We start from the raw sequence: 20,170 nt of genomic DNA on the forward strand, positions 1-20,170 counted from the left end.
AATAGATTATCAATTTAATTGAGGTTATCCCATGGGTGCATATAATATGCTGGCAGGGGAGATAATTGAACATGTAGGTGGGAAAGGAAACATTGTTTCGCTTACTCACTGCATTACACGTTTAAGATTTTCTCTCAAAGATTCTAAAAAATTCAATAAATCAGTTTTAGATAAACTGGAAGGTGTCATTTTAGCTGTTGAAAGTAATGGCCAATATCAAGTTGTTATCGGTAATGATGTGACTAAAGTCTACAATGTGATCGTTGACGATTTTGGTATTAAAGGAAGTGCATCATCAATAGATGATGAGTCATCATCTGATAAGAAAGGTAATATAGTTGGCCGTATTTTTAATAAAATGTCGTCTATTTTAGTCCCTATTGTACCGGCGCTGGCTGGTGCTGGTATGTTGAAAGCATTGCTGGTTATTTTATCGACTTATCATTTTATTGACCCAACCGGTAGCACTTATAAAATTCTGGCTGCGGCGAGTAACAGTGTATTTTATTTTCTTCCACTCTTATTAGCGTTCTCATGTGCTAAATCTTTCAATGCTCACCCCTTTGTGTCAGTGGCAATAGTTGGGGCATTACTGGAACCCACCTTTACCGGATTGATGAAAAATCAGGGGGATATTGTCGAGTTTATGGGGATCCCCGTGGTGTTGATGAAATATTCATCAACCCTAATCCCGGCTATTCTCGCTATTTGGGCTTACTCTTATCTTGAACGCTTTTTAAAACGTTTTATCCATCAAAGTATTGAAATGATAGCTGTTCCTATGCTTGGGCTGCTCATCATGGTGCCAGTAATCGTTATTGCTGTTGGGCCGATTGGCGTGTATCTGGGGGATGGCATTGGTGCCGGTATTGCTTATATGAATAATGTAAGCGGTATGCTGACGGGTGCAATTATTGGTGGTGGCTGGACATTGTTAGTGATGTTTGGCTTACATTGGGGATTAGTTCCGGTGATGCTGAATAACCTGGCATTACATGGCTTTGATACCATTAAGCCCGCTGCGGCCACCGCAACGTTTGCTTCGGCTGGCGCTGCATTTGGTGTATTCCTTAAAACCAAGGATAAGAAATTAAAATCCTTCGCCTTGTCCACTATGGTTCCCGCGTTATTTGCCGGGGTGACTGAACCGATTGTTTACGGTATTTCCATCAAATATAAGCGTCCATTAATTGCTTCTCTTATTGCAGGAACTATTGCTGGGGGATTTGTTGGTGCCATGGGCACCACCGTGATGGCATATGTTTTCCCGGCGTTGACTACGCTGCCCGCATTTATGACCAATACTTTTGCTTACTATGTTATTGGTATATCGATGGCATTTGTCTTATCAACAGTGCTGACTTATATATTAGGTTTTGATGAGAAAATAGATGAAAACAGTGTGGTGTCGCGCCCAGATAGCACCTCAAATAGTCAAATGGTTCGAAATAACTCAGCAACGGCATTAACTGAAGTGTTATTGAATGCACCCATTAATGGAAAAATAGTACCGTTAGTTGATGTTAAAGATGGCGTTTTCGCCAGCGAAATAATAGGGAAGGGAATTGCCATTTATCCCACTGAAGGTTTTGTCTATTCGCCAGTGAATGGTGTTGTGTCAAAATTATTCCATACTCACCATGCTATAGGGATTATCTCCGATGAGGGGGTGGAAATTCTCATTCATGTAGGTATTGATACGGTAAAATTAAATGGCGAATTTTTTAAAAATAATATTAATGAAGGTGATATTGTCACCCAAGGGCAACTGCTTTTAACATTCGACCTTAATGCGCTTGTGGCTAAAGGGTTTGATATAACAACACCAGTTATTATTGCTAATACCGACGACTACAAAGATATTCTGGTCACTGAGCGAGATAGTATTGACCGTAGCAATACATTAATGACTGTGCTTCCTGCCTCAGCCTAAATATATATTGGAGATATAAGATGACAGATTTATTGATTAAAGGTTTTCCTAAGGGATTTCTGTGGGGGGGCGCTGTCGCCGCTAATCAGGTTGAAGGTGGTTGGAATGTAGGGGGCAAAGGTTTATCTACCGCCGACATGGCAATTCATAAAAAAGATCTCAAACGTGAAGAGTATGAGAAGCATTATAAAATTAGCAATCAACAAATTGCAGATGCTATTGCTGCTAAGGATGCAAGTGATTATCCAAAGCGGCGGGGTATAGACTTCTATCATCGTTATAAACAAGATATGGCGCTATTTGCCGAAATGAATTTTAAAGTCCTGCGCGTATCTATTGCCTGGACACGTATTTACCCTAATGGCATTGAAGAACAACCAAATGAAGAGGGTTTGCGTTTTTATGATGAGTTGTTCGATGAAATGCATAAGAACGGTATTGAACCTTTAGTCACACTTTCCCATTATGAAATGCCAATCTATTTAGTTAATAATTACGGCGGTTGGAGTAGCAGAAAAACGGTCGATTTATTTGAGAAGTTTTCGATTACTGTTTTAGAGCGCTACCAACATAAAGTAAAGTATTGGCTGACCTTTAATGAGATCGACAGTTTAATTCGCCATCCATTTACTTCCGGCGGTATTGTGACTGAGCGCTTCCCAGCGGATGAAGTCGAATCGATTATTTATCAAGCGTTGCACCATCAGTTTGTTGCCAGTGCATTAGCCGTTAAACACTGTAAGCGAATTTCACCGGATGCCAAAATAGGCTGTATGTTGACTCGTTTGCTGACCTATCCGGAAAGTTGTGCCCCGGAAGATGTATTGCTGGCTTATCAGGAAAATCAACTTAACTATTTCTTCTCGGATGTCCAAATCCGGGGCCGTTATCCACGTCATATGACGCGTCGTTTTGCGGAAAAAGGTATTAACATCGTCATGCAACCCGGCGATGAAGAGATTCTGCAGCAACATACGGTAGATTTTCTGTCATTCAGTTATTACATGTCGTTGGTGACCAGTGTTAATGCCGACAAGATGGATAAAGTGGGTGGGAATATTGCGGGCGGCGTTAAAAACCCGTATTTGAAGACCACTGACTGGGACTGGCAAATTGATCCGGTTGGTTTGCGTATTGCACTAAATGATATGTACGACCGCTATCAAATCCCATTATTTGTGGTGGAAAATGGGATGGGGGCCGTTGATAAAATTGATCAGGACAACCAAATCAATGATGACTATCGAATCGAATTCTTCCGTTCCCATTTAAAGGAAATGAAAGAGGCCGTCAAAGATGGGGTTGAATTGATGGGCTATACCTCTTGGGCACCTATCGATCTGATTAGCGCATCAACGTCAGAAATGAATAAACGCTATGGTTTCATTTATGTAGACCAAGATAATGAGGGTAATGGCACCTTGGATCGTTACCGTAAAAAGAGTTTTTATTGGTATCAGGAAGTGATCGAAACCAATGGTGAATATTTGTAGTTTTTCACTGGCTGGCTTCAGACTGCTGACAAACCTCAACGACTCGATCTTGCAAGGTGAAGACAGGTAGAAGAGTAAAGCGTCCGCGCCACGGATGGCGCGGTTCGAGCCATCAGGGATGATTTTATGGCGTCTTTACGATCTGCCTGTTTTCACCGATGCGGACACTTTGTCATTAACCTCAGCCAGTCAGTTTTTCACTGACTGGCTTTTTGGTGTAACGGATTGGCTATTATTCCGTTGCTGCTTTTTCCCCTTTACCCGCCAGCAAACTGAGGAAGTCATAACGTTTTTTCAGGTCTTTTTCAGCCGCAGCATAGAGCTGGGCCGCGACCTCTGGCTCTTGGGTATTGAGTCGCCGGAAGCGCTGCTCATTGAGCAAGGTGGTGGTCAAATCACTGTTTGGTGGGCGAGAATCCAGTGCCAAAGCCACTTTGCCTTCGTCGGTACGGCGTGGGTCAAAGCGATACAGCGGCCAGAAGCCGGTGGCGGTTAGCTGCTTCATTTGGTCATGGCTGTAGGCCAAATCATAACCGTGCTCTTCGCAAGGGCTGTAAGCAATAATCAGAGACGGGCCAGGGTAGGCTTCCGCTTCCTGGATAGCTTTAACGGTTTGATTCAACTGCGCCCCTAGCGAAATCTGCGCGACATAAACATGACCATACATCATCATGCTGACGCCCAAATCTTTGCGCGCCTTACGTTTGCCATGCTCGCCAAACTTGGTTACCGCGCCCAGCGGAGTGGCTTTGGATTGCTGACCACCGGTATTGGAATAACATTGGGTATCCAATACCAGCACATTGACGTTTTCCGTCAAGCTGAGCACATGGTCCAGGCCACCGAAGCCAATATCATAGGCCCAACCGTCACCACCAATCAGCCAGATGGATTTATCCACCAGATAATCTGCATCGGTTGCCAATTGTTGTGCATCATTACCCGGAATATCTTTTAATAGCTGGCGCAGTTGTGTGACCTGCTCACGGCGAACTTCAGGTGTCGCCTCCTCATTCAGCAGTTGGTTGACCAATTCCTGCGGCAATTGCGCTGCCAATTGATTGATCAAACGGATAACCCGTTGGCGATGTTGGTCAACAGTCAGGCGGAAGCCCAAACCAAATTCGGCGTTATCTTCAAACAGTGAGTTAGCCCAGGCGGGGCCACGGCCATCGGCATTGGTGGTATAAGGCGTGGTCGGCAGGTTACCACCATAAATTGAAGAGCAACCAGTGGCATTGGCAATTAACAGACGATCGCCATACAACTGGGTGAGCAATTTAATGTATGGCGTTTCACCACAACCTGAGCAAGCACCGGAATACTCAAACAGCGGCGAGATCAACTGTGAGGTACGGATATCGATGCGCTCCATTTGCGTTTTATCGATTTCCGGCAATTTGAGGAAGAAATCATAGTGGGCTTTTTCTTCCACCAGATGTTCCAGCCGCGGTTGCATATTGATAGCTTTGATTTCCGGGTTCTGCCGGTCTTTCGCCGGGCAGACTTCATAACAAAGATTACACCCAGTGCAGTCTTCCGGAGCAACTTGCAAGACATACTTTTGACCACGCATATCGCGAGCTTTCACATCCAGCGATTGTAGGCTGCCTGGTGCGCCTGACATCGCATCCGGCTGTACTACTTTGGCACGAATGGCCGAGTGTGGGCAGGCGGCAACGCAGTGGTTACATTGGGTACAGAGATCAGGTTGCCAGATAGGAATATCTTCAGCAATGTTGCGTTTTTCCCACTGGGTGGTGCCCACCGGCCAGGTGCCATCTGGTGGGAAGGCCGAAACGGGCAGGGCGTCCCCCAAACCGGCCAGCATGGTGGCAGTGACAGTTTTAACGAAATCAGGCGCTTGATCCGAGACAATCGGTGGGCGCATCGGGCTATTTTCATCAATCGGTTGCAGGGGGATTTCTACCAATGCATCAAGGGTGGCATCCAGCGCCTGCCAGTTGCGAGTAACAATTTCCGGCCCTTTATTACTGTAGCTACGCTCAATGGCCGCCCGTAATTGCTCTTGCGCCATAGCGGTGGGCAATATTTGTGTCAGATGGAAGAACGCCATCTGCATCACGGTATTGATGCGCGCACCCAGTTTGCATTCGCGGGCAATTTTTGCCGCATTAATCACAAACAGGCGGGCATTGCGCTGGTGCAGTACCGCCTGAACTTCCTGCGGCAGACGCTGCCACATTTCATCGGCGCTGAACGGGGTATTAATCAGGAAGATGCCGCCGGGTTTAAGGCGCTCCGCCATTTGGTAGGTATCAATAAACTGCAACTGATGGCAGCCGACAAAATCGGCCTGGCTGACCAGATAAGCCGAATTGATCGGGGTTTCACTGACACGTAAGTGAGAGACGGTCAGGCCACCGGCCTTTTTCGAGTCGTAAACAAAATAACCTTGAGCATACAGCGAGGTACTGTTGCCGATAATCTTGATGTTATTTTTTGTCGCAGAGACCGAACCATCACTGCCCAAGCCGTAAAACAGGGCTTCCAATGTGGCGCGTTGTTCGATTTTCTCATCAGTGAGCGGTAAGGACAGCCCCGTCACGTCATCAAAAATCCCCACAGTAAAGCGTGGGCGCGGTGCATCAAGTGATAACTCTTTGAATATCGCCAGCGCACAATCGGGGCCAAACTCTTTGGAAGATAAACCATAACGGCCACCAATCACTTTCGGCAATGTGGCGCGTTCACCACGGCTATAGGCTTCCGCCAGCGTGGTCATGACATCAAGATAAAGTGGCTCGGCCAGTGCACCGGGTTCTTTGGTGCGATCCAGCACCGCAATTTTAGTCACTGATTGCGGCAAGACACTGAGCAGATGTTCAGCAGAGAAGGGGCGGAATAAGCGCACTTTCAGTACGCCCACTTTCTCGCCACGGGTGAGCAGGCTATCAATCACTTCTTCACAGGTACCAATGGCTGACCCCATCAGAATAATAACGCGCTCCGCCTGTGGATGGCCGTCATACTCAAATGGTTTATATTCACGCCCGGTAGCTTCGGCAAAAGCCTGCATCGCATCGGCAACATGTTGATAAGTATGGTTATACCAAGGGTTAGTGGCTTCGCGCGACTGGAAATAGGTATCCGGGTTAGCGGAAGTGCCCCGTACCACCGGATGATCCGGCGAAAGCGCCCGACTGCGGTGGCCGTCGATGCCTTTCTGCGGCAGCAGTTGGCGCAGCGTATCATCACTGAGCGGTACAATTTTATTGATTTCGTGGGAGGTGCGGAAACCATCAAAGAAATGAATAAATGGAATGCGACTATTGAGAGTTGCTACTTGGGAAATCAGGGCGAAATCTTGCGCTTCCTGCACACTGCTGGCGCACAGCATGGCACAGCCGGTTTGCCGCACAGCCATAACATCGGAGTGATCACCAAAAATAGACAGGGCATGAGTCGCGATAGTACGCGCCGCCACATGCAGGACAAAAGGTGTCAGCTCGCCAGCCAGCTTGTACAGGGTCGGGATCATCAACAGCAATCCCTGCGAGGAGGTAAACGAGGTCGACAATGCGCCAGTTTGCAGTGCGCCATGCACAGTGGCAATGGCCCCGCCTTCAGACTGCATTTCAACTACGCGGGGAACATCACCCCAGATGTTGACTTTGCCATCACCAGACCAGGCATCAGCTTGTTCTGCCATGGTGGAACTTGGCGTAATAGGGTAGATGGCAATAACTTCACTGGCACGATAGGCCACAGAAGCTACTGCACTGTTACCGTCAGTAGTAATCATTAATTTATACCTTCACATTGCAAGTCATGCTGAGAACAAAAGAAGTGCGGGGTGTCTCTGACTATTTGAACTAATAATGAAATTCTAGCAGAGAGTATTTTTGCCAGTTATCGCGTTTGTGTGGCGGCGGCCCAACAAATGGTGGCGTAAATAAGGCGAATTGCGTGTTGGGGGGGGCATTGTCGCTTTCGGATAATAATTATTACAATTAGAAAACTTTCTATAACAGCAATAATATATCACTCCCATTACGGCGGGCAATTATTGTGCGGAAGTTTGATTAGTGTGTTTGTGAAATAATTGTGAAGCGTAAATAGATTTAATGACCATTTAACCATCGGCGGGCATAATGACGACCCAATGCTGAAATGAGAGACTGATAATGAGTGGTTTCATGTATTTAATGATGGCAATTGTTGCCGAAGTGATAGCCACCACGATGTTAAAAGCCTCTGATGGCTTTACCCGTCTGGTGCCCTCGATTGTGGTGGTGATCGGCTATGGCATTGCTTTCTGGGGCTTGTCGCAAGTGGTGAAAACCATGCCATTGGGTATTGCTTATGCTATTTGGTCAGGGTTGGGAATTGTATTAGTGTCAGTTGCTGCTACGTTTTTATATCAGCAAAAGTTAGATTGGGCTGCGGTTGCCGGTATGACACTGATTATTGCCGGTGTACTGGTGATTAACCTGTTGTCGAAGACGCCGATGCATTAATCATCATCTGACGGTGAAAAGCCTATTCCCGCTTACGCGTTATCGCGGCAGGAACGATAACGCGCTGATAGACTTTCCATACCCTTTAACTATTTAATATCTACCTGATGTATGCCCTCAACCGCTAATAATTTTTCATAGATCTGATCCAGGCTTTTTTTGGGCGGTAGCATCACTTCCATTGTGAGTTCACAATCGTGTTCGCCTTTTTCAGATTTATGTGTGACAGACAAATTAGTGGGGTGTAGCTGCAATTTTTGCATCGCAATCAAAATACGCGGCACGCTGTCCGCGAGTAGCTTAATCGAAACAAAATGGTGCTCACCAATAAAGCGATTGCTTAACTGGCGGAAGATCTCCAGCACCACTAATGTCACCATGGTGCCGTAAATACCAATCTCATATAGGCCGCTACCAATCACCAGACCAATCGCGGCGGTGACCCACATTCCGGCAGCGGTGGTCAGCCCTTTGACCATCTGCTTTTGAATCATGATGGTCCCGGCACCGAGGAAGCCCATGCCACTGACGACCTGTGCCGCGACACGGCTGGGGTCAAAACTGACGTGTTCTAATGTCAGCAAATCTTCAAAACCATATTTTGAGACAATCATAAACATGGCACTACCGATACCCACCAGGATATGTGTTCTTAATCCGGCATCTTTAGCACGCAACTGACGTTCCAGCCCAATCAATCCTCCCAAAGCACCCGCTAAAGTAATTCGTAGTAGTAAATCAGTAATCATAATTATTCCCGTTTTATTTTGTACAAACTGTAGGTGTTTGATTCTTTTCTATGATTAATATGGTTTGCTTATTTTTAGCCAGCCCTTAGCGCCAGAATAGCGCGATAACTCGATTGCCCGTTTTGATCTGGGCTAAATTTAATTAATGCATTTATGCTTATTTCTGTTGTGTTTTAATTATAACAGTTATTATATAAAACAATTATAGCGCGATATATTTCTCATGCCGGAGCAAAAGAATGAAATTGATATCCTGGTTTGTCGGTGGAGCCGTGTTCTTTTTAGCCGCCTGTAGCAGCAATAATCCAACAGATACCACTTTAAACAATAGCGATACCTATGAACCGGAACAGCAAGCCACCAGTGCCAATGTGCATAATCTTAATATGGCGAATCCTGCGGCCGTCAATTGTGCCAATGCAGGCGGTGTATTGACCATAGCCAAGCAACTTAATGGCGGTAGTGTCGGCATGTGTCAATTACCGGATGGTAAACGCTGTGAGGAGTGGGCATTAATGCGCGGCGCTTGTCCGGCTCGCTGATACTCGTTATCTTTCAAATGGCAGGTGTGTTGGCTACGCTCAATATGTGGCCCATCCTTGGGCCGACAGAGATTAGGATATTAGGCCGAAACCATATTCGGGCAAGTTTCACCCTTTTCCAGTTGCGCAATATTCTGCAAGGTCGTGTTAGAAATACTGGTCAGCGCTTCTTCTGTCAGGAAGGCCTGATGCCCGGTAAACAACACATTATGGCAAGAAGACAGACGGCGGAAGACGTCATCTTGAATCACGTCATTGGATTTGTCTTCAAAGAACAAATCACGTTCATTTTCATATACGTCCATGCCGAGTGAGCCGATTTTCTGCTGTTTTAGTGCATCAATCGCTGCCGTAGAGTCAATTAAACCACCACGACTGGTGTTAATGATCATCACGCCATCTTTCATTTTTTCAAATGATTGCTTATTGAGTAAATGATGGTTTTCCGGCGACATCGGGCAGTGCAGCGAGATAACATCAGATTGAGCATATAAGGTATCGAGATCAACATATTCCGCTCCCAATTCCAGCGCCGCCGGGTTTGGGTAAGGGTCATAGGCTAACAAGCGCATACCAAAACCTTTCAAGATGCGCATGGTTGCAACACCAATTTTACCGGTGCCGATGATCCCCGCAGTGCGACCATGCATATTGAAACCAATCAGGCCTTCCAGCGAGAAGTTGGCATCACGGGTGCGTTGATAGGCACGGTGAATACGGCGGTTGAGGCTCAGCATCATACCGACAGTATGTTCCGCCACGGCTTCCGGTGAATAAGCGGGTACGCGAACCACTGGAATACCCAATTCTTTGGCTGCATTTAAATCCACATTATTAAAGCCAGCGCAGCGTAATGCCAAAATCTTAACGCCGACTTCTTTCAATTCTGTCAATGTTTCGCGACAAGCATCATCGTTGACGAAAATACAAACCGCATCACAGCCCGCCGCCATTTTGGCGGTTTTTGGGCTTAACAGAAAATCGAAAAACTCTAATTCAAAGCCAAAATCTTTGTTGACCAATTCGAGGTATTTACGGTCATACTGTTTGGTACTGTAAACGGCTAATTTCATCATGATATCTCCGCTAAAATATTGTGATCAATCTAACAGATTTGAATAAATCATACAATTTGCCACAATAATAAGTTAAGTAAGGTGTTTGTAAGTTTCTTATGCCATTGAGGTAAGGTTTTTCTTCCAGATTTCAATGGCCGCAGTTCTGTGTGTGAGTCATCAGAGCATAGTTCGTTATTATGGTATCTTGCAGCAGTTTAGACAGTACATTGGACGTCGGGTTGGTGATAACACAAGGTAAGTCATGACTAAATGCGCAAAAACAGTGGGTTGGTTGCTATTAATCAGCGCAATTTTTCTGGTGGTATTATGGAAAACGCTACCGCAGTGGCTGCCGAAAATTGCACAACTCTGGTTACCTGCGGGTAGCCAACTGGTCTTAACCCACCCCCCAGTTTGGCATGATGGCGCATTGCGTCTGCCACTACTGCGCTATCGGGTGCAAGATTGCACCTTGGCCAATATTGACCAATTAAGTGTAGGTTATCACCAAGGTCGGTGGCAGTTAGCGGCTAATACCGTCACGGTGGATACGGCCTGTCTGAGCAAGTTAGCGGGCAGCGACGAGGGTGCGCCGCAAGATTTGGCTTATTGGCAGCAACAGTTGTCAAAACTTGATCTGAATATCGGCAATTTGCAGATTACGCCGTGGCAGCAATACGCGGGTAAGCTGACGTTAACCTCGCAAAAACTCAGCCAACAGTTACGTTATCAGGGCCAGCAATTGAGTTTCACCGCGACACTGGATGCGCAGCAGCAACTTAGCTTACATCAATTCTCTATTGCCGTTCCCGGCACCCCGCAACCCTTCGAACTGAGCGGTAAAATTAAAATCCCACTGTCGCTGGACGATTGGCCAGAACAAGGCGCGCTCGACGGGGTATTGACGACAGGCTATCTGTCTCAACCGTTATTATTGAAATTAAGTTGGCAACAACAAGAGGGCGTTTTAACCCTGACAGAGCGCGGTGATGACTCTCCCCTCGCGCGGTTGCCGTGGCACGTCTCCGCGAACAAAATTCAGATAGCTAACGGTCAGTGGCAATGGCCCTATCAGCTGCAACCCTTGAGTGGCGGCATTAATCTGACACTGTATGACTGGGATCAGGGGTTGGATCAAACCGCGATTGAGGCGCGCATTAATGTCATCACCTCGGGCAAAAGTGGTAAAGGCAATGCTGTCCTGACCCTGGGGCCAGGCAATCTGAGCATGATAAACAGCGATTTAAAATTCCAGCTCAGTGGGCAAGCTAATCTGGAAAGCATGGTATTGAATGCCACCATCCCCGGCTTACTTAGCGGTTCGATATTGAATCCAACCTGGCTACTGCATCCCGGTGCTTTGTTGCGTGCTCATGGTAATGTGACACCGGAGCTACGTATCAGAGATGCACGCTGGCCTTTGGCGGGAGTCAAGGTGACGGCTGCTGGAGTGACGGGGCGGCTACAGGCCATTGTGGATGCACAGGACAGTTATTGGGGTGATTTTAATCTGCATTTGGATGGGCAGGCGCAGGAGTTTTGGCCCGATAAAGGCCAGTGGCAGTGGCGATATTGGGGCAATGGTCAGTTGCCGCCGCTGGCTGCACGTTGGGATATGGGTGGCAGGGGAAGTTGGCAGGGGACGTTGATCACTGTCGATAAACTCTCGACCGGCTTTGATCGGCTGCAATATGGGCTGGTTTCGGTCGAGGCTCCACGGCTGACTTTAGTCAAACCGCTGACCTGGCAGCGCGATAATCATCATCCGGCGTTTATTGCCGGTTTTGAACTGGGCGCTAAGAAAGTCGCATTTAGTGACGGTGGCGGTTATCTGCCTCCGGCGGTGCTCTCACTGCAACTGAATGGCCGCGAGCCGGACAACTTTTTGTGGCAAGGTAAGTTACAGGCGCAGGCTATCGGGCCAATCGCATTACGTGGCCGTTGGGATGGCGAGCGTTTACGGGGTGAGGGCTGGTGGCCAAAACAATCGCTGACCGTATTCCAACCGCTTATTTCAGAAGAATTGGGTATCAAACTGCGTGATGGTGAGCTGTATGCTCAGGCCGCTTTTTCTGCTGCTCGCACACAAGGTTTTACTGCGGGTGGGCATTGGGTTGTCAACAACGGCGGGATGTGGTTGAAAGATGGCGAACTCAGCGGGTTGGATTTTGTCATGTCTTATCGCTTAGAAAATCACCACTGGCTGTTGGGGCCAAAACAGCCTGTTATGCTACGTATTGCCTCGCTAACCAATTTGTTTGAAATGCAGAATATCACCGCCGATTTGCAGGGGACTTTTCCCTATTCAGAGCAAACCCCATTGACCTTAAGTCACGTTGGCATGGATATTCTGAAAGGGCATTTAAGTTTATCGGCTTTGCGCTTACCCCAACATGACGCGGCGGTGCTGAAATTAAAAGCGATTGATTTAAGTGAATTATTTACCGTGCTCAAACCCAAACAATTGGCGATGTCGGGTAAAGTGAACGGTGAATTGCCGCTTTATCTCAATAATCCACAATGGCTGGTGCGCAATGGTTGGATGGCGAATGACGGCATGGTGACACTGCGTCTGGATCCTGATTTGGCTAATTCTATCGGTGAGAGCAATTTGGTGGCTGGCGCGGCGATTGACTGGTTGCGCTATATGGAGATTTACCAATCTTATGCCACCGTCAGTTTAGATAACCTGGGTCAATTGACGTTACGTTCTAAGATCCATGGTGTTAATACACAGAAAAACGCAAAACGAGAGATAGTGCTGAATTATCAGCATGAGGAAAATATATTCCAACTCTGGCGCAGCCTGCGTTTTGGTGACAATTTACAAGAGTGGTTACAGCAGACACTTTCGTTACGACCAACAGAATCTATACCGGTGAGGGCTAAGGAATGAAGATCTTGACATGGGAACCTGTGGCAATCCTGCTGGGCATTTTTATGCTAAGTGGCTGTTTGCGCCTTGAAGTAGCAACCCCGGAAAAACCGATCACGATTAATATGAACGTCAAGATTGAGCATGAAATCCAGATTAGAGTTGATAAAGATGTGGAAAATCTGCTTAAAAATCAATCCAATCTATTTTAAGGGGCCATTATGAAAAAGCTAACGTCCGGCTGGATTGGCTCACCACAACAGTTAATTCGCGTAATATTAGGCGGCATAATATTAAGCGGCAGCTTAGTGTTTAGCTCAGGGGCATTTGCGCTGACATTAGAGCAGGCTAAACAGCAAGGCCGGGTGGGTGAAACTCTGAGTGGCTATCTGGCACCGGTGAAAAAAGATGCCGAAACACTGGCGCTGGTGGAACAAATTAACATCGCCAGAGCAGAGAAGTATCAGGAAGTGGCGCAAAAAAACCATATTTCGACCGAGGATGTAGCCAAGCTGGCGGGGCAGAAGTTGGTTAACCGTGCGGCGGCGGGCGAATATGTGCGTGGGATTAACGGCCAGTGGATACAGCGCTGATATGATTGTACCGAATGGGCGCTCCGACCCATTCGGTAATCTTACTATTTAGCTGCGCTCAGCCTGCAAACTTGCTGCAACAGGAGGCGTATTGATGCTATTTAGCGACTCTTTGCGGTAATAGGTATCCACATGGCCCGGTTGTTCGACTTTGACAATCAAGGTCAGCACCGCTGCAATCAGGTACAACGCGGTATACACCCACACCACACCGACAATATCGAAGAAAGGTAATACCAGCGAGGCGATGGCCGGCGCAACAAAATTACTCAAACCGGCAGACAGGTTATAAATCGAAATAGCGGCACCTTTGTGTTCTGGCTCCAATACCGGGAACACTGCGGTCATTGGGACAAACGCCGCTACTGTTATGCCTAACATCACCGCCGGAATAAGGGCTGCCCAGAAGTTATGACCAAAATGCATTGGAATATAGTAAAACGCCAGGCTGGAGATTGCGCAGCCGATGCAACCAAACCAACGCACCTGCCGCATCCAACCAATTTTTTCGCCCAAAATCCCCCACATGATGTTAGTGAAAATAGTCACGAAGAAGAACACCGCCCAGATTTGCAGCCATTCAGACATGCTAAAGCCGAGTCGGCCAACAAACAGCAGCGGCATGATCACGGCAAATCCGAACAAGGATAGCGTGTTAATAATGCGGATCAGACAGGACAAGAAAATATTTTTGTTGGTAAAGAGAATGGTCACTGCCCGCGACAACTCTTTGATTTTTTCTTTATTGGACAGCGCTGCCTTCGGACTGGCGGTACCGACATTGCGCAGCAGTATCAGGGCCATCATGCCACCGACTGCGACCCACACAATGGCAAACCACAACGTGCCGGTTTCACCGATCATCGGAATGGTGAAGCTTGGTAAATAGCTGCCCACCACACCAATGCCCACCGAGTACATGGCCCAGAACCAGCCCATCGACGAAGAGAGTTGCTGTTTAGGCACGTTTTGCACAATCAACATGACAAATGAATAGATAAATAGTGGGTAGGCCAAACCACGGATCCCGTAGAACACCAGCATTAATGGGTAGCTTTTCATCCCCAGGCCAAACAGCATAAACAGGCAATGCATCACCACCCACAGGATAAAACCTATGCGCATTGCGCGTTGTGGCGTGATAATTTCCGCCACCACGCCGGAACTCCAGGCGGCAATGGCTGCCGCTAACCCATAGAGGGTAAAGACAAAGGCCGATTGCGCCGGTGAAAACCCCATATCGGTAATATGCTTGGATAAGAAGGCCATCTCAAAGCCATCGCCGCTCATAAATATGGCAATAGCAATGTAGCCCCAGAATAAATTCATCGGCAAGCCAAACCAATGAGTCGATTTTTTTTGCATAGTCAGTTCCTTTGGCGCTTGAGCGCCAGCTGCTTATTTGTAGGGACAGCGAATAAAAGGGCGATTTGCTCGCCCGGGCGTATGTGTGTTTGGGGTTTATCGTGTTAACGCTTGGTGCAACTGGCGTTGCTGTTGGTAAAGTAATCGGTAGCGCTCAAGGCGGGCGAATAAGGCATCTTGCCGGTTAATATCCGGAATAAAGCGCTGGTCAATTTGCGGTTTGGCACACACCCGTTGCTCATCACCGCCGGTCGCCAGCCAGCCTAAACGTGCTGCACCTAACGCGCCGCCAGCCTCTCCGCCACTGTGGGTCACAATAGGTAAATTAAGCGTATCGGCCATCAGTTGCCCCCACCAGGCACTGCGCGCACCGCCGCCAATCAGCGATGCCTGGGTGAGTTGGGTGCCCGCCTGTTCCAATACCGCTAAACCATCGGCAATACCAAAAGTGACGCCTTCCAGCACCGCATAAGCCAATGCCGCGCGATCAGTCGCATGTGTCATGCCGTGAAAAGCGCCGGTGGCCAGTGGATCGTTATGGGGGGTACGTTCGCCGGAAAGATACGGCAGGAAAATAGGGGCTAGCCGTTGTTCCGCCCGACTGAGTTGAGCTACTTCGGATAACAAGGTGGTTTCATTGGTGCCCAGCAGTTGGCATAACCAGCGCAGCGCACTGGCAGCGGTGAGCATCACACTCATCTGGTGCCAACGATGCGGCAAGGCATGGCAAAAAGCATGTACCGCCGATTGTGGATTGGGGCGATAGCAATCATTAACGGCAAATAATACGCCGGATGTACCTAAAGAGATAAATCCATCACCGGGATTAATAGCTCCAATCCCAACGGCACTGGCGGCATTATCGCCACCGCCACCGGCAATCACCACCTTATCGGACAACCCCCATTCGCGGGCAATATCTGCTTTCAGATAGCCGCTGGGCTGATTGCCTTCAATCAACCGCGGCATCATATCGCGCGATAAGCCACAAGCTGCCAGCAGCGAGTCTGACCAATCCCGTTTTGCCACATCCAGCCACAGTGTTCCGGCGGAGTCAGACATATCGCTGACCTTATCGCCACTCATCATCCAGCGCAGATAATCCTTTGGCAGCAGCACGGTGGCGAGTTGTGAGAAGATTTCTGGTTCATGACGCGCCACCCACAGCAGTTTTGGCGCAGTGAAACCCGGCATCGCCAAATTACCGGCAATCTGATGTAACTGCGGGGCATTGCGCGTTAGCTCCTCGCACTCGTCGGCACAACGCGCGTCATTCCACAAAATCGCCGGACGCAAGATGTGGTCTTCGCGGTTGAGCAACACCGCACCGTGCATTTGCCCCGACAGGCCAATAGCGAGGATTTCACCCCAGCGTTGCGGTATTTTATGACGCAGGCGGCCAATCACGCGTTGTGTCGCCTGCCACCAGTCAGTGGGGTTTTGTTCTGACCACAGCGGATGCGGGCGTTGCACGGTGAGCGGCTCACCTTCGCTTGCCAGGATCTGCCCATGATCATCAATCACCACGGCTTTAATTTCTGATGTGCCTAAATCAAGTCCAAGATACATAGCCATTCCTTGTCGCTGATTAACGGTTAGCCATCACCCAGGCATTAACCCGGTCAATGGATTGTCGTAATAACTGTTCAAACTGGTTGTCACTGGCCAGAGCGCCAAACAGTTTGTTATCGCGGGCAAACAGACCCACAGGGTCAGCCGACTGGAACATGGCATGAACGGCAGAAGCATCTAACATGCCATCCTGGTATTCATATGGCAGGGTGCCTTGGTGCCAACTCTCCATAAAGACAAAGAACAGGGCGGGCAGCATGGCGGTGGCGGCGGGGGTACAACCTCGTTGGTAGCACTCCATCAGTGTCGGTGTGATAAAACCGGGGATTTTGGAGAAACCGTCGGCGGCGACGCGCTGATTGGTGTCGCGGATATACGGGTTACTGAAGCGATCTAAAACCACATCACGATAATTGGCTAAATCCAATGGACTTGGTGACAGCGACGGGATGACATCCTGGGTCACATAGTCATAGGCCATCTGGCGAATAGCCTCTGTTTGAGTGCTTTCGTGAATGTAACGCTGACCGATCAACGTACCAGCCCAGGCAATGCAACTGTGGCTGGCATTAAGGATACGAATCTTTGCTTCTTCATAGGGCAGCACAGATTCGACCATTTCTACTCCCACATTTTCCAGCGCGGGCCGCCCGGCAATAAAGTCATCTTCAATAACCCACTGAATAAATGACTCACCCATAACCGGTGCCTGGTCGGCAAAACCAGTTTGTTCCAGTACACGCGGGGCGATATCGTCAGATGGGCGAGGCGTAATACGATCAACCATGGTATTGGGGCTGCGAGTTTGCTCTGTTGCCCAACTGAGCAAACTTTGCTGGTCACGCAGTGCCAAAAACTGCAACAGGCAGTGGCGGAAACGCTCACCGTTATGGCGCAAATTATCGCAGTTCAGCAGGGTGACCGGGCCGCTGTGCAATTGTTGGCGTTGCAGCAAAATCCGGCTGATGGCGCCATAAATTGTCCGGCAATCCCCGGTGAGATCGGCCTGAATATCGGCGTTATCCTGTTGCAGGTTAAATTGGTTATCCAGATAGTAACCGCCCTCGGTCACGGTAAAGGAGATAACGCGAGTTTCCGGTTTGCTCCCTTGCTCAACCAAATGATTCAGCTCTTTATCCCACGGGATGATGTTGCGCAGCGAAGTGATTTTTTCATATTGGCGCTCACCGGCGGGAGTGACAGTTTCCAGCATGTATTCGCCATTTTGTGCCGCTAAAGTTGCCAGCAAAGGGGCGGCATCATCGCGAATATTTGCCAGCGCAATAGACCAGCGGTTATCACCCGCAGCCCGTAAACGATGCAGGTACCAGGCCTGATGAGCGCGGTGAAAAGATCCCGCACCAATATGTAGCCACACCGCAGGGGTAGAGTTCAGTTCAGTATTCATCATGTTCTCCGCAATCTCAGTCAGCATTAAGATAATTCTTGAGCATAAGCTCTTTGGTTGGGCATTTGCTCTGATGGCGTTAGGTTAATGTAACTTTTGCCCTTAAGTTGGGCTTTAGCTCACATAAACGTTAGCGGAGATAAAAATCTGCCAAACAGCGGTGTAAAATGATTAACATGATGTTTTCACCACTAGCGCGCAGAACAGCCATGCATAAGAGTGATAAGAAATTAGATCAAGCCGCCCGAGCGGCCTGGATGTATTACGTAGCCGGTCAAACACAACATGAAATTGCTGAAGCGCTCGGGGTTTCTCGCCAGGTAGCTCAGCGGTTGGTGGCCTGTGCCATCGATAACGGGCTGGTGAGTGTCAGCATCGCCCATCCGGTGGGGCGCTGTATGGCGCTGGCGGATCAACTGCAAAAGCACTACGGATTACATCAGTGCCAGGTAGTGCCAAGCCAGGGGATGGACAGTGCGGGCGTGCAACGGGCTATCGCCGTGGTGGGGGCCGAGGTGATGGCGCAGTTTCTGCGGCAAGAGCAACCACTGGTGATTGGTGTGGGGTCCGGGCGCAGCTTAAAAGCGGCTATTGATGAGTTGCCGGATTTGGAACGCCCACAGCACAGTTGCGTTTCCCTGATTGGGGCAATAGCTGCTGATGGTTCTTGTACCCGCTATGATGTGCCGTTATGGATGGCGGAGAAAACTCAAGGCCGCTATTTTATTTTGCCCGCGCCGCTTTTTGCGGATAGCGCGGCAGATCGTGACCTGTGGTGTAATCATCGGATTTACCGCACGGTGACCGAGAAAGCAGCGCAAGCTGATGTGACTTTTATTGGCATTGGTTCAATGGGTTATCATTGCCCGCTGCACAAAGATGGCTTTATTTCACAGCATGATGTGGCGCAACTGACGGCATCCAATGTGGTGGCTGAAATGTTGGGTAATTTCATCGATATCAATGGTCAGCGGGTAAGCTACGAGCTGGATCAGCGTTTAACCAGTGCCAGCCTGCGTATTCGGCCGGAAAAACCGGTTATTGCTATTGCGGGCGGTGCAGAGAAACATCAAGCTATCAAAGCCGCTCTTAGGGGGCATTGGGTGAATGGTCTGGTGACGGACGAAGAGAGCGCCATCGCGCTGCTGGCGTAGTAGCAGACGATAAAAAAACGCGCCCAGGGGCGCGTAATCATTCAATAACACTACTGGGTAAAAACGAGGGTAATACCAGGTCATTCAGTCACGCATCAGCAGAGACACCTGCCGATGCATGAAAGTCATTCATTAAGCGCTAACAACCTGAGTCAGTAACTCTTTGGCATCAGCTTGTGCTTTGGTCGCCACTTCAGGGCCATAAGCAATACCTTCTGCGAACACGAACTCGACATCGGTAATCCCGATAAAGCCGAGGAACAGACGCAGGTAAGGCACAACCAGATCAGTTGGGGTGTCTTTATGGATACCACCACGGCTGGTCAGAATAATGGCGCGTTTACCGGTAATCAGGCCTTCAGGCCCTTTTTCGGTGTAACGGAAAGTCACGCCAGCGCGGGCAATCAGGTCAAAGTAGTTCTTTAACTGAGTTGGGATGTTAAAGTTATACATTGGCGCCGCCATGACGATCACGTCATTAGCCTGCAACTCAGCAATCAATTCATCAGACAGCGCCAGTGCTTCTTGTTGACGCGGTGTTAGCGCGGCATCTGAAGGGCGTAACGCACCGACCAATTCGCCATCTAATACCGGGATCGGCTGAGCTGCCAGGTCACGCACGGTGATTTCATCGCCAGCGTGAGCCGCTTTCCATTGTTCAACAAAAAAGTCAGCCAATTGGTTAGATTGTGAATAGGTTGCCAGAATGCTTGATTTCAGAACCAGAACTTTGCTCATCGTAATTCCTTAACAGGTAACAGAGACTTAGGCGATACGCCCTTTCAATGAGATACACTTTATTCAACTTTCTCTATCAGTGATAGCGCAATATTTTGCGTTCTTTGTTCGATTTTATTGAATGATGATAATCAGATAGCTCAGTATCCGCCGGTTACAGCACCAACCCTGGCTGTGTTACCCTATATGACAAGGGCTTATACCCGTCA

At 48.5% G+C, this 20,170-nt stretch carries 15 protein-coding genes; 8 read left to right on the forward strand and 7 right to left on the reverse strand.

Annotated features, from left to right (window positions below; genetic code table 11):
• Positions 1-31: 31 nt before the first annotated feature.
• Together HU019_RS04165 and HU019_RS04170 are read left to right on the forward strand one after the other, a co-directional pair.
• The gene (locus tag HU019_RS04165) at positions 32-1,933 is read left to right on the forward strand and encodes a beta-glucoside-specific PTS transporter subunit IIABC (protein WP_174847694.1); all 1,902 of its coding nucleotides are present in this window, start codon (positions 32-34) and stop codon (positions 1,931-1,933) included.
• 20 nt (positions 1,934-1,953) lie between these two features.
• Complete coding sequence (locus tag HU019_RS04170; RefSeq protein WP_174847693.1) at positions 1,954-3,426, forward strand: glycoside hydrolase family 1 protein; 1,473 nt, start codon at positions 1,954-1,956, stop codon at positions 3,424-3,426.
• Between the two features lie 232 nt (positions 3,427-3,658).
• On the opposite strand, the gene nifJ is transcribed toward HU019_RS04170, so the two are convergent.
• The gene (gene nifJ / locus HU019_RS04175) at positions 3,659-7,192 is read right to left on the reverse strand and encodes a pyruvate:ferredoxin (flavodoxin) oxidoreductase (protein WP_174847692.1); all 3,534 of its coding nucleotides are present in this window, start codon (positions 7,190-7,192) and stop codon (positions 3,659-3,661) included.
• Between the two features lie 382 nt (positions 7,193-7,574).
• On the opposite strand from nifJ, the gene HU019_RS04180 reads away from it, so the two are divergent.
• Complete coding sequence (locus HU019_RS04180; RefSeq protein WP_174847691.1) at positions 7,575-7,907, forward strand: DMT family transporter; 333 nt, start codon at positions 7,575-7,577, stop codon at positions 7,905-7,907.
• Between the two features lie 89 nt (positions 7,908-7,996).
• Here HU019_RS04180 and HU019_RS04185 read toward each other — a convergent pair whose 3' ends face one another.
• The gene (locus HU019_RS04185) at positions 7,997-8,656 is read right to left on the reverse strand and encodes an MgtC/SapB family protein (protein ID WP_174847690.1); all 660 of its coding nucleotides are present in this window, start codon (positions 8,654-8,656) and stop codon (positions 7,997-7,999) included.
• Between the two features lie 239 nt (positions 8,657-8,895).
• On the opposite strand from HU019_RS04185, the gene HU019_RS04190 reads away from it, so the two are divergent.
• The gene (locus HU019_RS04190) at positions 8,896-9,198 is read left to right on the forward strand and encodes a putative hemolysin (RefSeq protein ID WP_174847689.1); all 303 of its coding nucleotides are present in this window, start codon (positions 8,896-8,898) and stop codon (positions 9,196-9,198) included.
• 80 nt (positions 9,199-9,278) lie between these two features.
• On the opposite strand, the gene HU019_RS04195 is transcribed toward HU019_RS04190, so the two are convergent.
• On the reverse strand, positions 9,279-10,271 hold the full coding sequence (locus HU019_RS04195) for a 2-hydroxyacid dehydrogenase (RefSeq protein WP_174847746.1): 993 nt from the start codon (positions 10,269-10,271) through the stop codon (positions 9,279-9,281).
• Between the two features lie 247 nt (positions 10,272-10,518).
• Here HU019_RS04195 and HU019_RS04200 point away from each other — a divergent pair, with 247 nt between their 5' ends.
• The 3 genes from HU019_RS04200 to HU019_RS04210 are packed head-to-tail and all read left to right on the forward strand — an operon-like array spanning position 10,519 to position 13,724.
• Entirely contained in the window at positions 10,519-13,152 is a 2,634-nt protein-coding gene (locus HU019_RS04200; RefSeq protein WP_174847688.1) for a YdbH family protein, read from the forward strand.
• On the forward strand, positions 13,149-13,343 hold the full coding sequence (locus HU019_RS04205; protein WP_005160956.1) for a YnbE family lipoprotein: 195 nt from the start codon (positions 13,149-13,151) through the stop codon (positions 13,341-13,343). Before HU019_RS04200 ends, HU019_RS04205 begins: the two co-directional genes overlap by 4 nt.
• Before the next feature lie 9 nt (positions 13,344-13,352).
• Entirely contained in the window at positions 13,353-13,724 is a 372-nt protein-coding gene (locus HU019_RS04210) for a YdbL family probable chaperone protein (RefSeq protein WP_174847687.1), read from the forward strand.
• A gap of 48 nt (positions 13,725-13,772) precedes the next feature.
• On the opposite strand, the gene HU019_RS04215 is transcribed toward HU019_RS04210, so the two are convergent.
• From HU019_RS04215 to dalD, 3 genes are all read right to left on the reverse strand, one after another.
• The gene (locus tag HU019_RS04215; RefSeq protein ID WP_174847686.1) at positions 13,773-15,089 is read right to left on the reverse strand and encodes an MFS transporter; all 1,317 of its coding nucleotides are present in this window, start codon (positions 15,087-15,089) and stop codon (positions 13,773-13,775) included.
• 96 nt (positions 15,090-15,185) lie between these two features.
• On the reverse strand, positions 15,186-16,658 hold the full coding sequence (gene xylB, locus HU019_RS04220; protein WP_174847685.1) for a xylulokinase: 1,473 nt from the start codon (positions 16,656-16,658) through the stop codon (positions 15,186-15,188).
• Between the two features lie 19 nt (positions 16,659-16,677).
• Positions 16,678-18,069, reverse strand: a complete 1,392-nt coding sequence (gene dalD / locus HU019_RS04225; RefSeq protein ID WP_174847745.1) for a D-arabinitol 4-dehydrogenase — start codon at positions 18,067-18,069, stop codon at positions 16,678-16,680.
• 209 nt (positions 18,070-18,278) lie between these two features.
• On the opposite strand from dalD, the gene HU019_RS04230 reads away from it, so the two are divergent.
• Positions 18,279-19,223, forward strand: a complete 945-nt coding sequence (locus tag HU019_RS04230; RefSeq protein ID WP_174847684.1) for a sugar-binding transcriptional regulator — start codon at positions 18,279-18,281, stop codon at positions 19,221-19,223.
• A 132-nt stretch (positions 19,224-19,355) separates the two neighbouring features.
• Here the strand turns inward: HU019_RS04230 and azoR are convergent, their stop codons facing one another.
• Entirely contained in the window at positions 19,356-19,961 is a 606-nt protein-coding gene (gene azoR, locus HU019_RS04235; protein WP_077174693.1) for an FMN-dependent NADH-azoreductase, read from the reverse strand.
• Positions 19,962-20,170 lie beyond the last annotated feature (209 nt).

It is taken from the genome of Yersinia artesiana (assembly GCF_902726545.1).
Classification (GTDB): Bacteria; Pseudomonadota; Gammaproteobacteria; order Enterobacterales; family Enterobacteriaceae; genus Yersinia; species Yersinia artesiana.

What these genes read in the sequence shown, in the direction of transcription:
- HU019_RS04165 (WP_174847694.1), top strand. Translation starts at nt 32, where the DNA reads ATGGGTGCATATAATATGCTGGCAGGGGAGATAATTGAACATGTAGGT.
- HU019_RS04170 (WP_174847693.1), top strand. Translation starts at nt 1,954, where the DNA reads ATGACAGATTTATTGATTAAAGGTTTTCCTAAGGGATTTCTGTGGGGG.
- nifJ (WP_174847692.1), bottom strand. Translation starts at nt 7,192, where the DNA reads ATGATTACTACTGACGGTAACAGTGCAGTAGCTTCTGTGGCCTATCGT.
- HU019_RS04180 (WP_174847691.1), top strand. Translation starts at nt 7,575, where the DNA reads ATGAGTGGTTTCATGTATTTAATGATGGCAATTGTTGCCGAAGTGATA.
- HU019_RS04185 (WP_174847690.1), bottom strand. Translation starts at nt 8,656, where the DNA reads ATGATTACTGATTTACTACTACGAATTACTTTAGCGGGTGCTTTGGGA.
- HU019_RS04190 (WP_174847689.1), top strand. Translation starts at nt 8,896, where the DNA reads ATGAAATTGATATCCTGGTTTGTCGGTGGAGCCGTGTTCTTTTTAGCC.
- HU019_RS04195 (WP_174847746.1), bottom strand. Translation starts at nt 10,271, where the DNA reads ATGAAATTAGCCGTTTACAGTACCAAACAGTATGACCGTAAATACCTC.
- HU019_RS04200 (WP_174847688.1), top strand. Translation starts at nt 10,519, where the DNA reads ATGACTAAATGCGCAAAAACAGTGGGTTGGTTGCTATTAATCAGCGCA.
- HU019_RS04205 (WP_005160956.1), top strand. Translation starts at nt 13,149, where the DNA reads ATGAAGATCTTGACATGGGAACCTGTGGCAATCCTGCTGGGCATTTTT.
- HU019_RS04210 (WP_174847687.1), top strand. Translation starts at nt 13,353, where the DNA reads ATGAAAAAGCTAACGTCCGGCTGGATTGGCTCACCACAACAGTTAATT.
- HU019_RS04215 (WP_174847686.1), bottom strand. Translation starts at nt 15,089, where the DNA reads ATGCAAAAAAAATCGACTCATTGGTTTGGCTTGCCGATGAATTTATTC.
- xylB (WP_174847685.1), bottom strand. Translation starts at nt 16,658, where the DNA reads ATGTATCTTGGACTTGATTTAGGCACATCAGAAATTAAAGCCGTGGTG.
- dalD (WP_174847745.1), bottom strand. Translation starts at nt 18,069, where the DNA reads ATGAATACTGAACTGAACTCTACCCCTGCGGTGTGGCTACATATTGGT.
- HU019_RS04230 (WP_174847684.1), top strand. Translation starts at nt 18,279, where the DNA reads ATGCATAAGAGTGATAAGAAATTAGATCAAGCCGCCCGAGCGGCCTGG.
- azoR (WP_077174693.1), bottom strand. Translation starts at nt 19,961, where the DNA reads ATGAGCAAAGTTCTGGTTCTGAAATCAAGCATTCTGGCAACCTATTCA.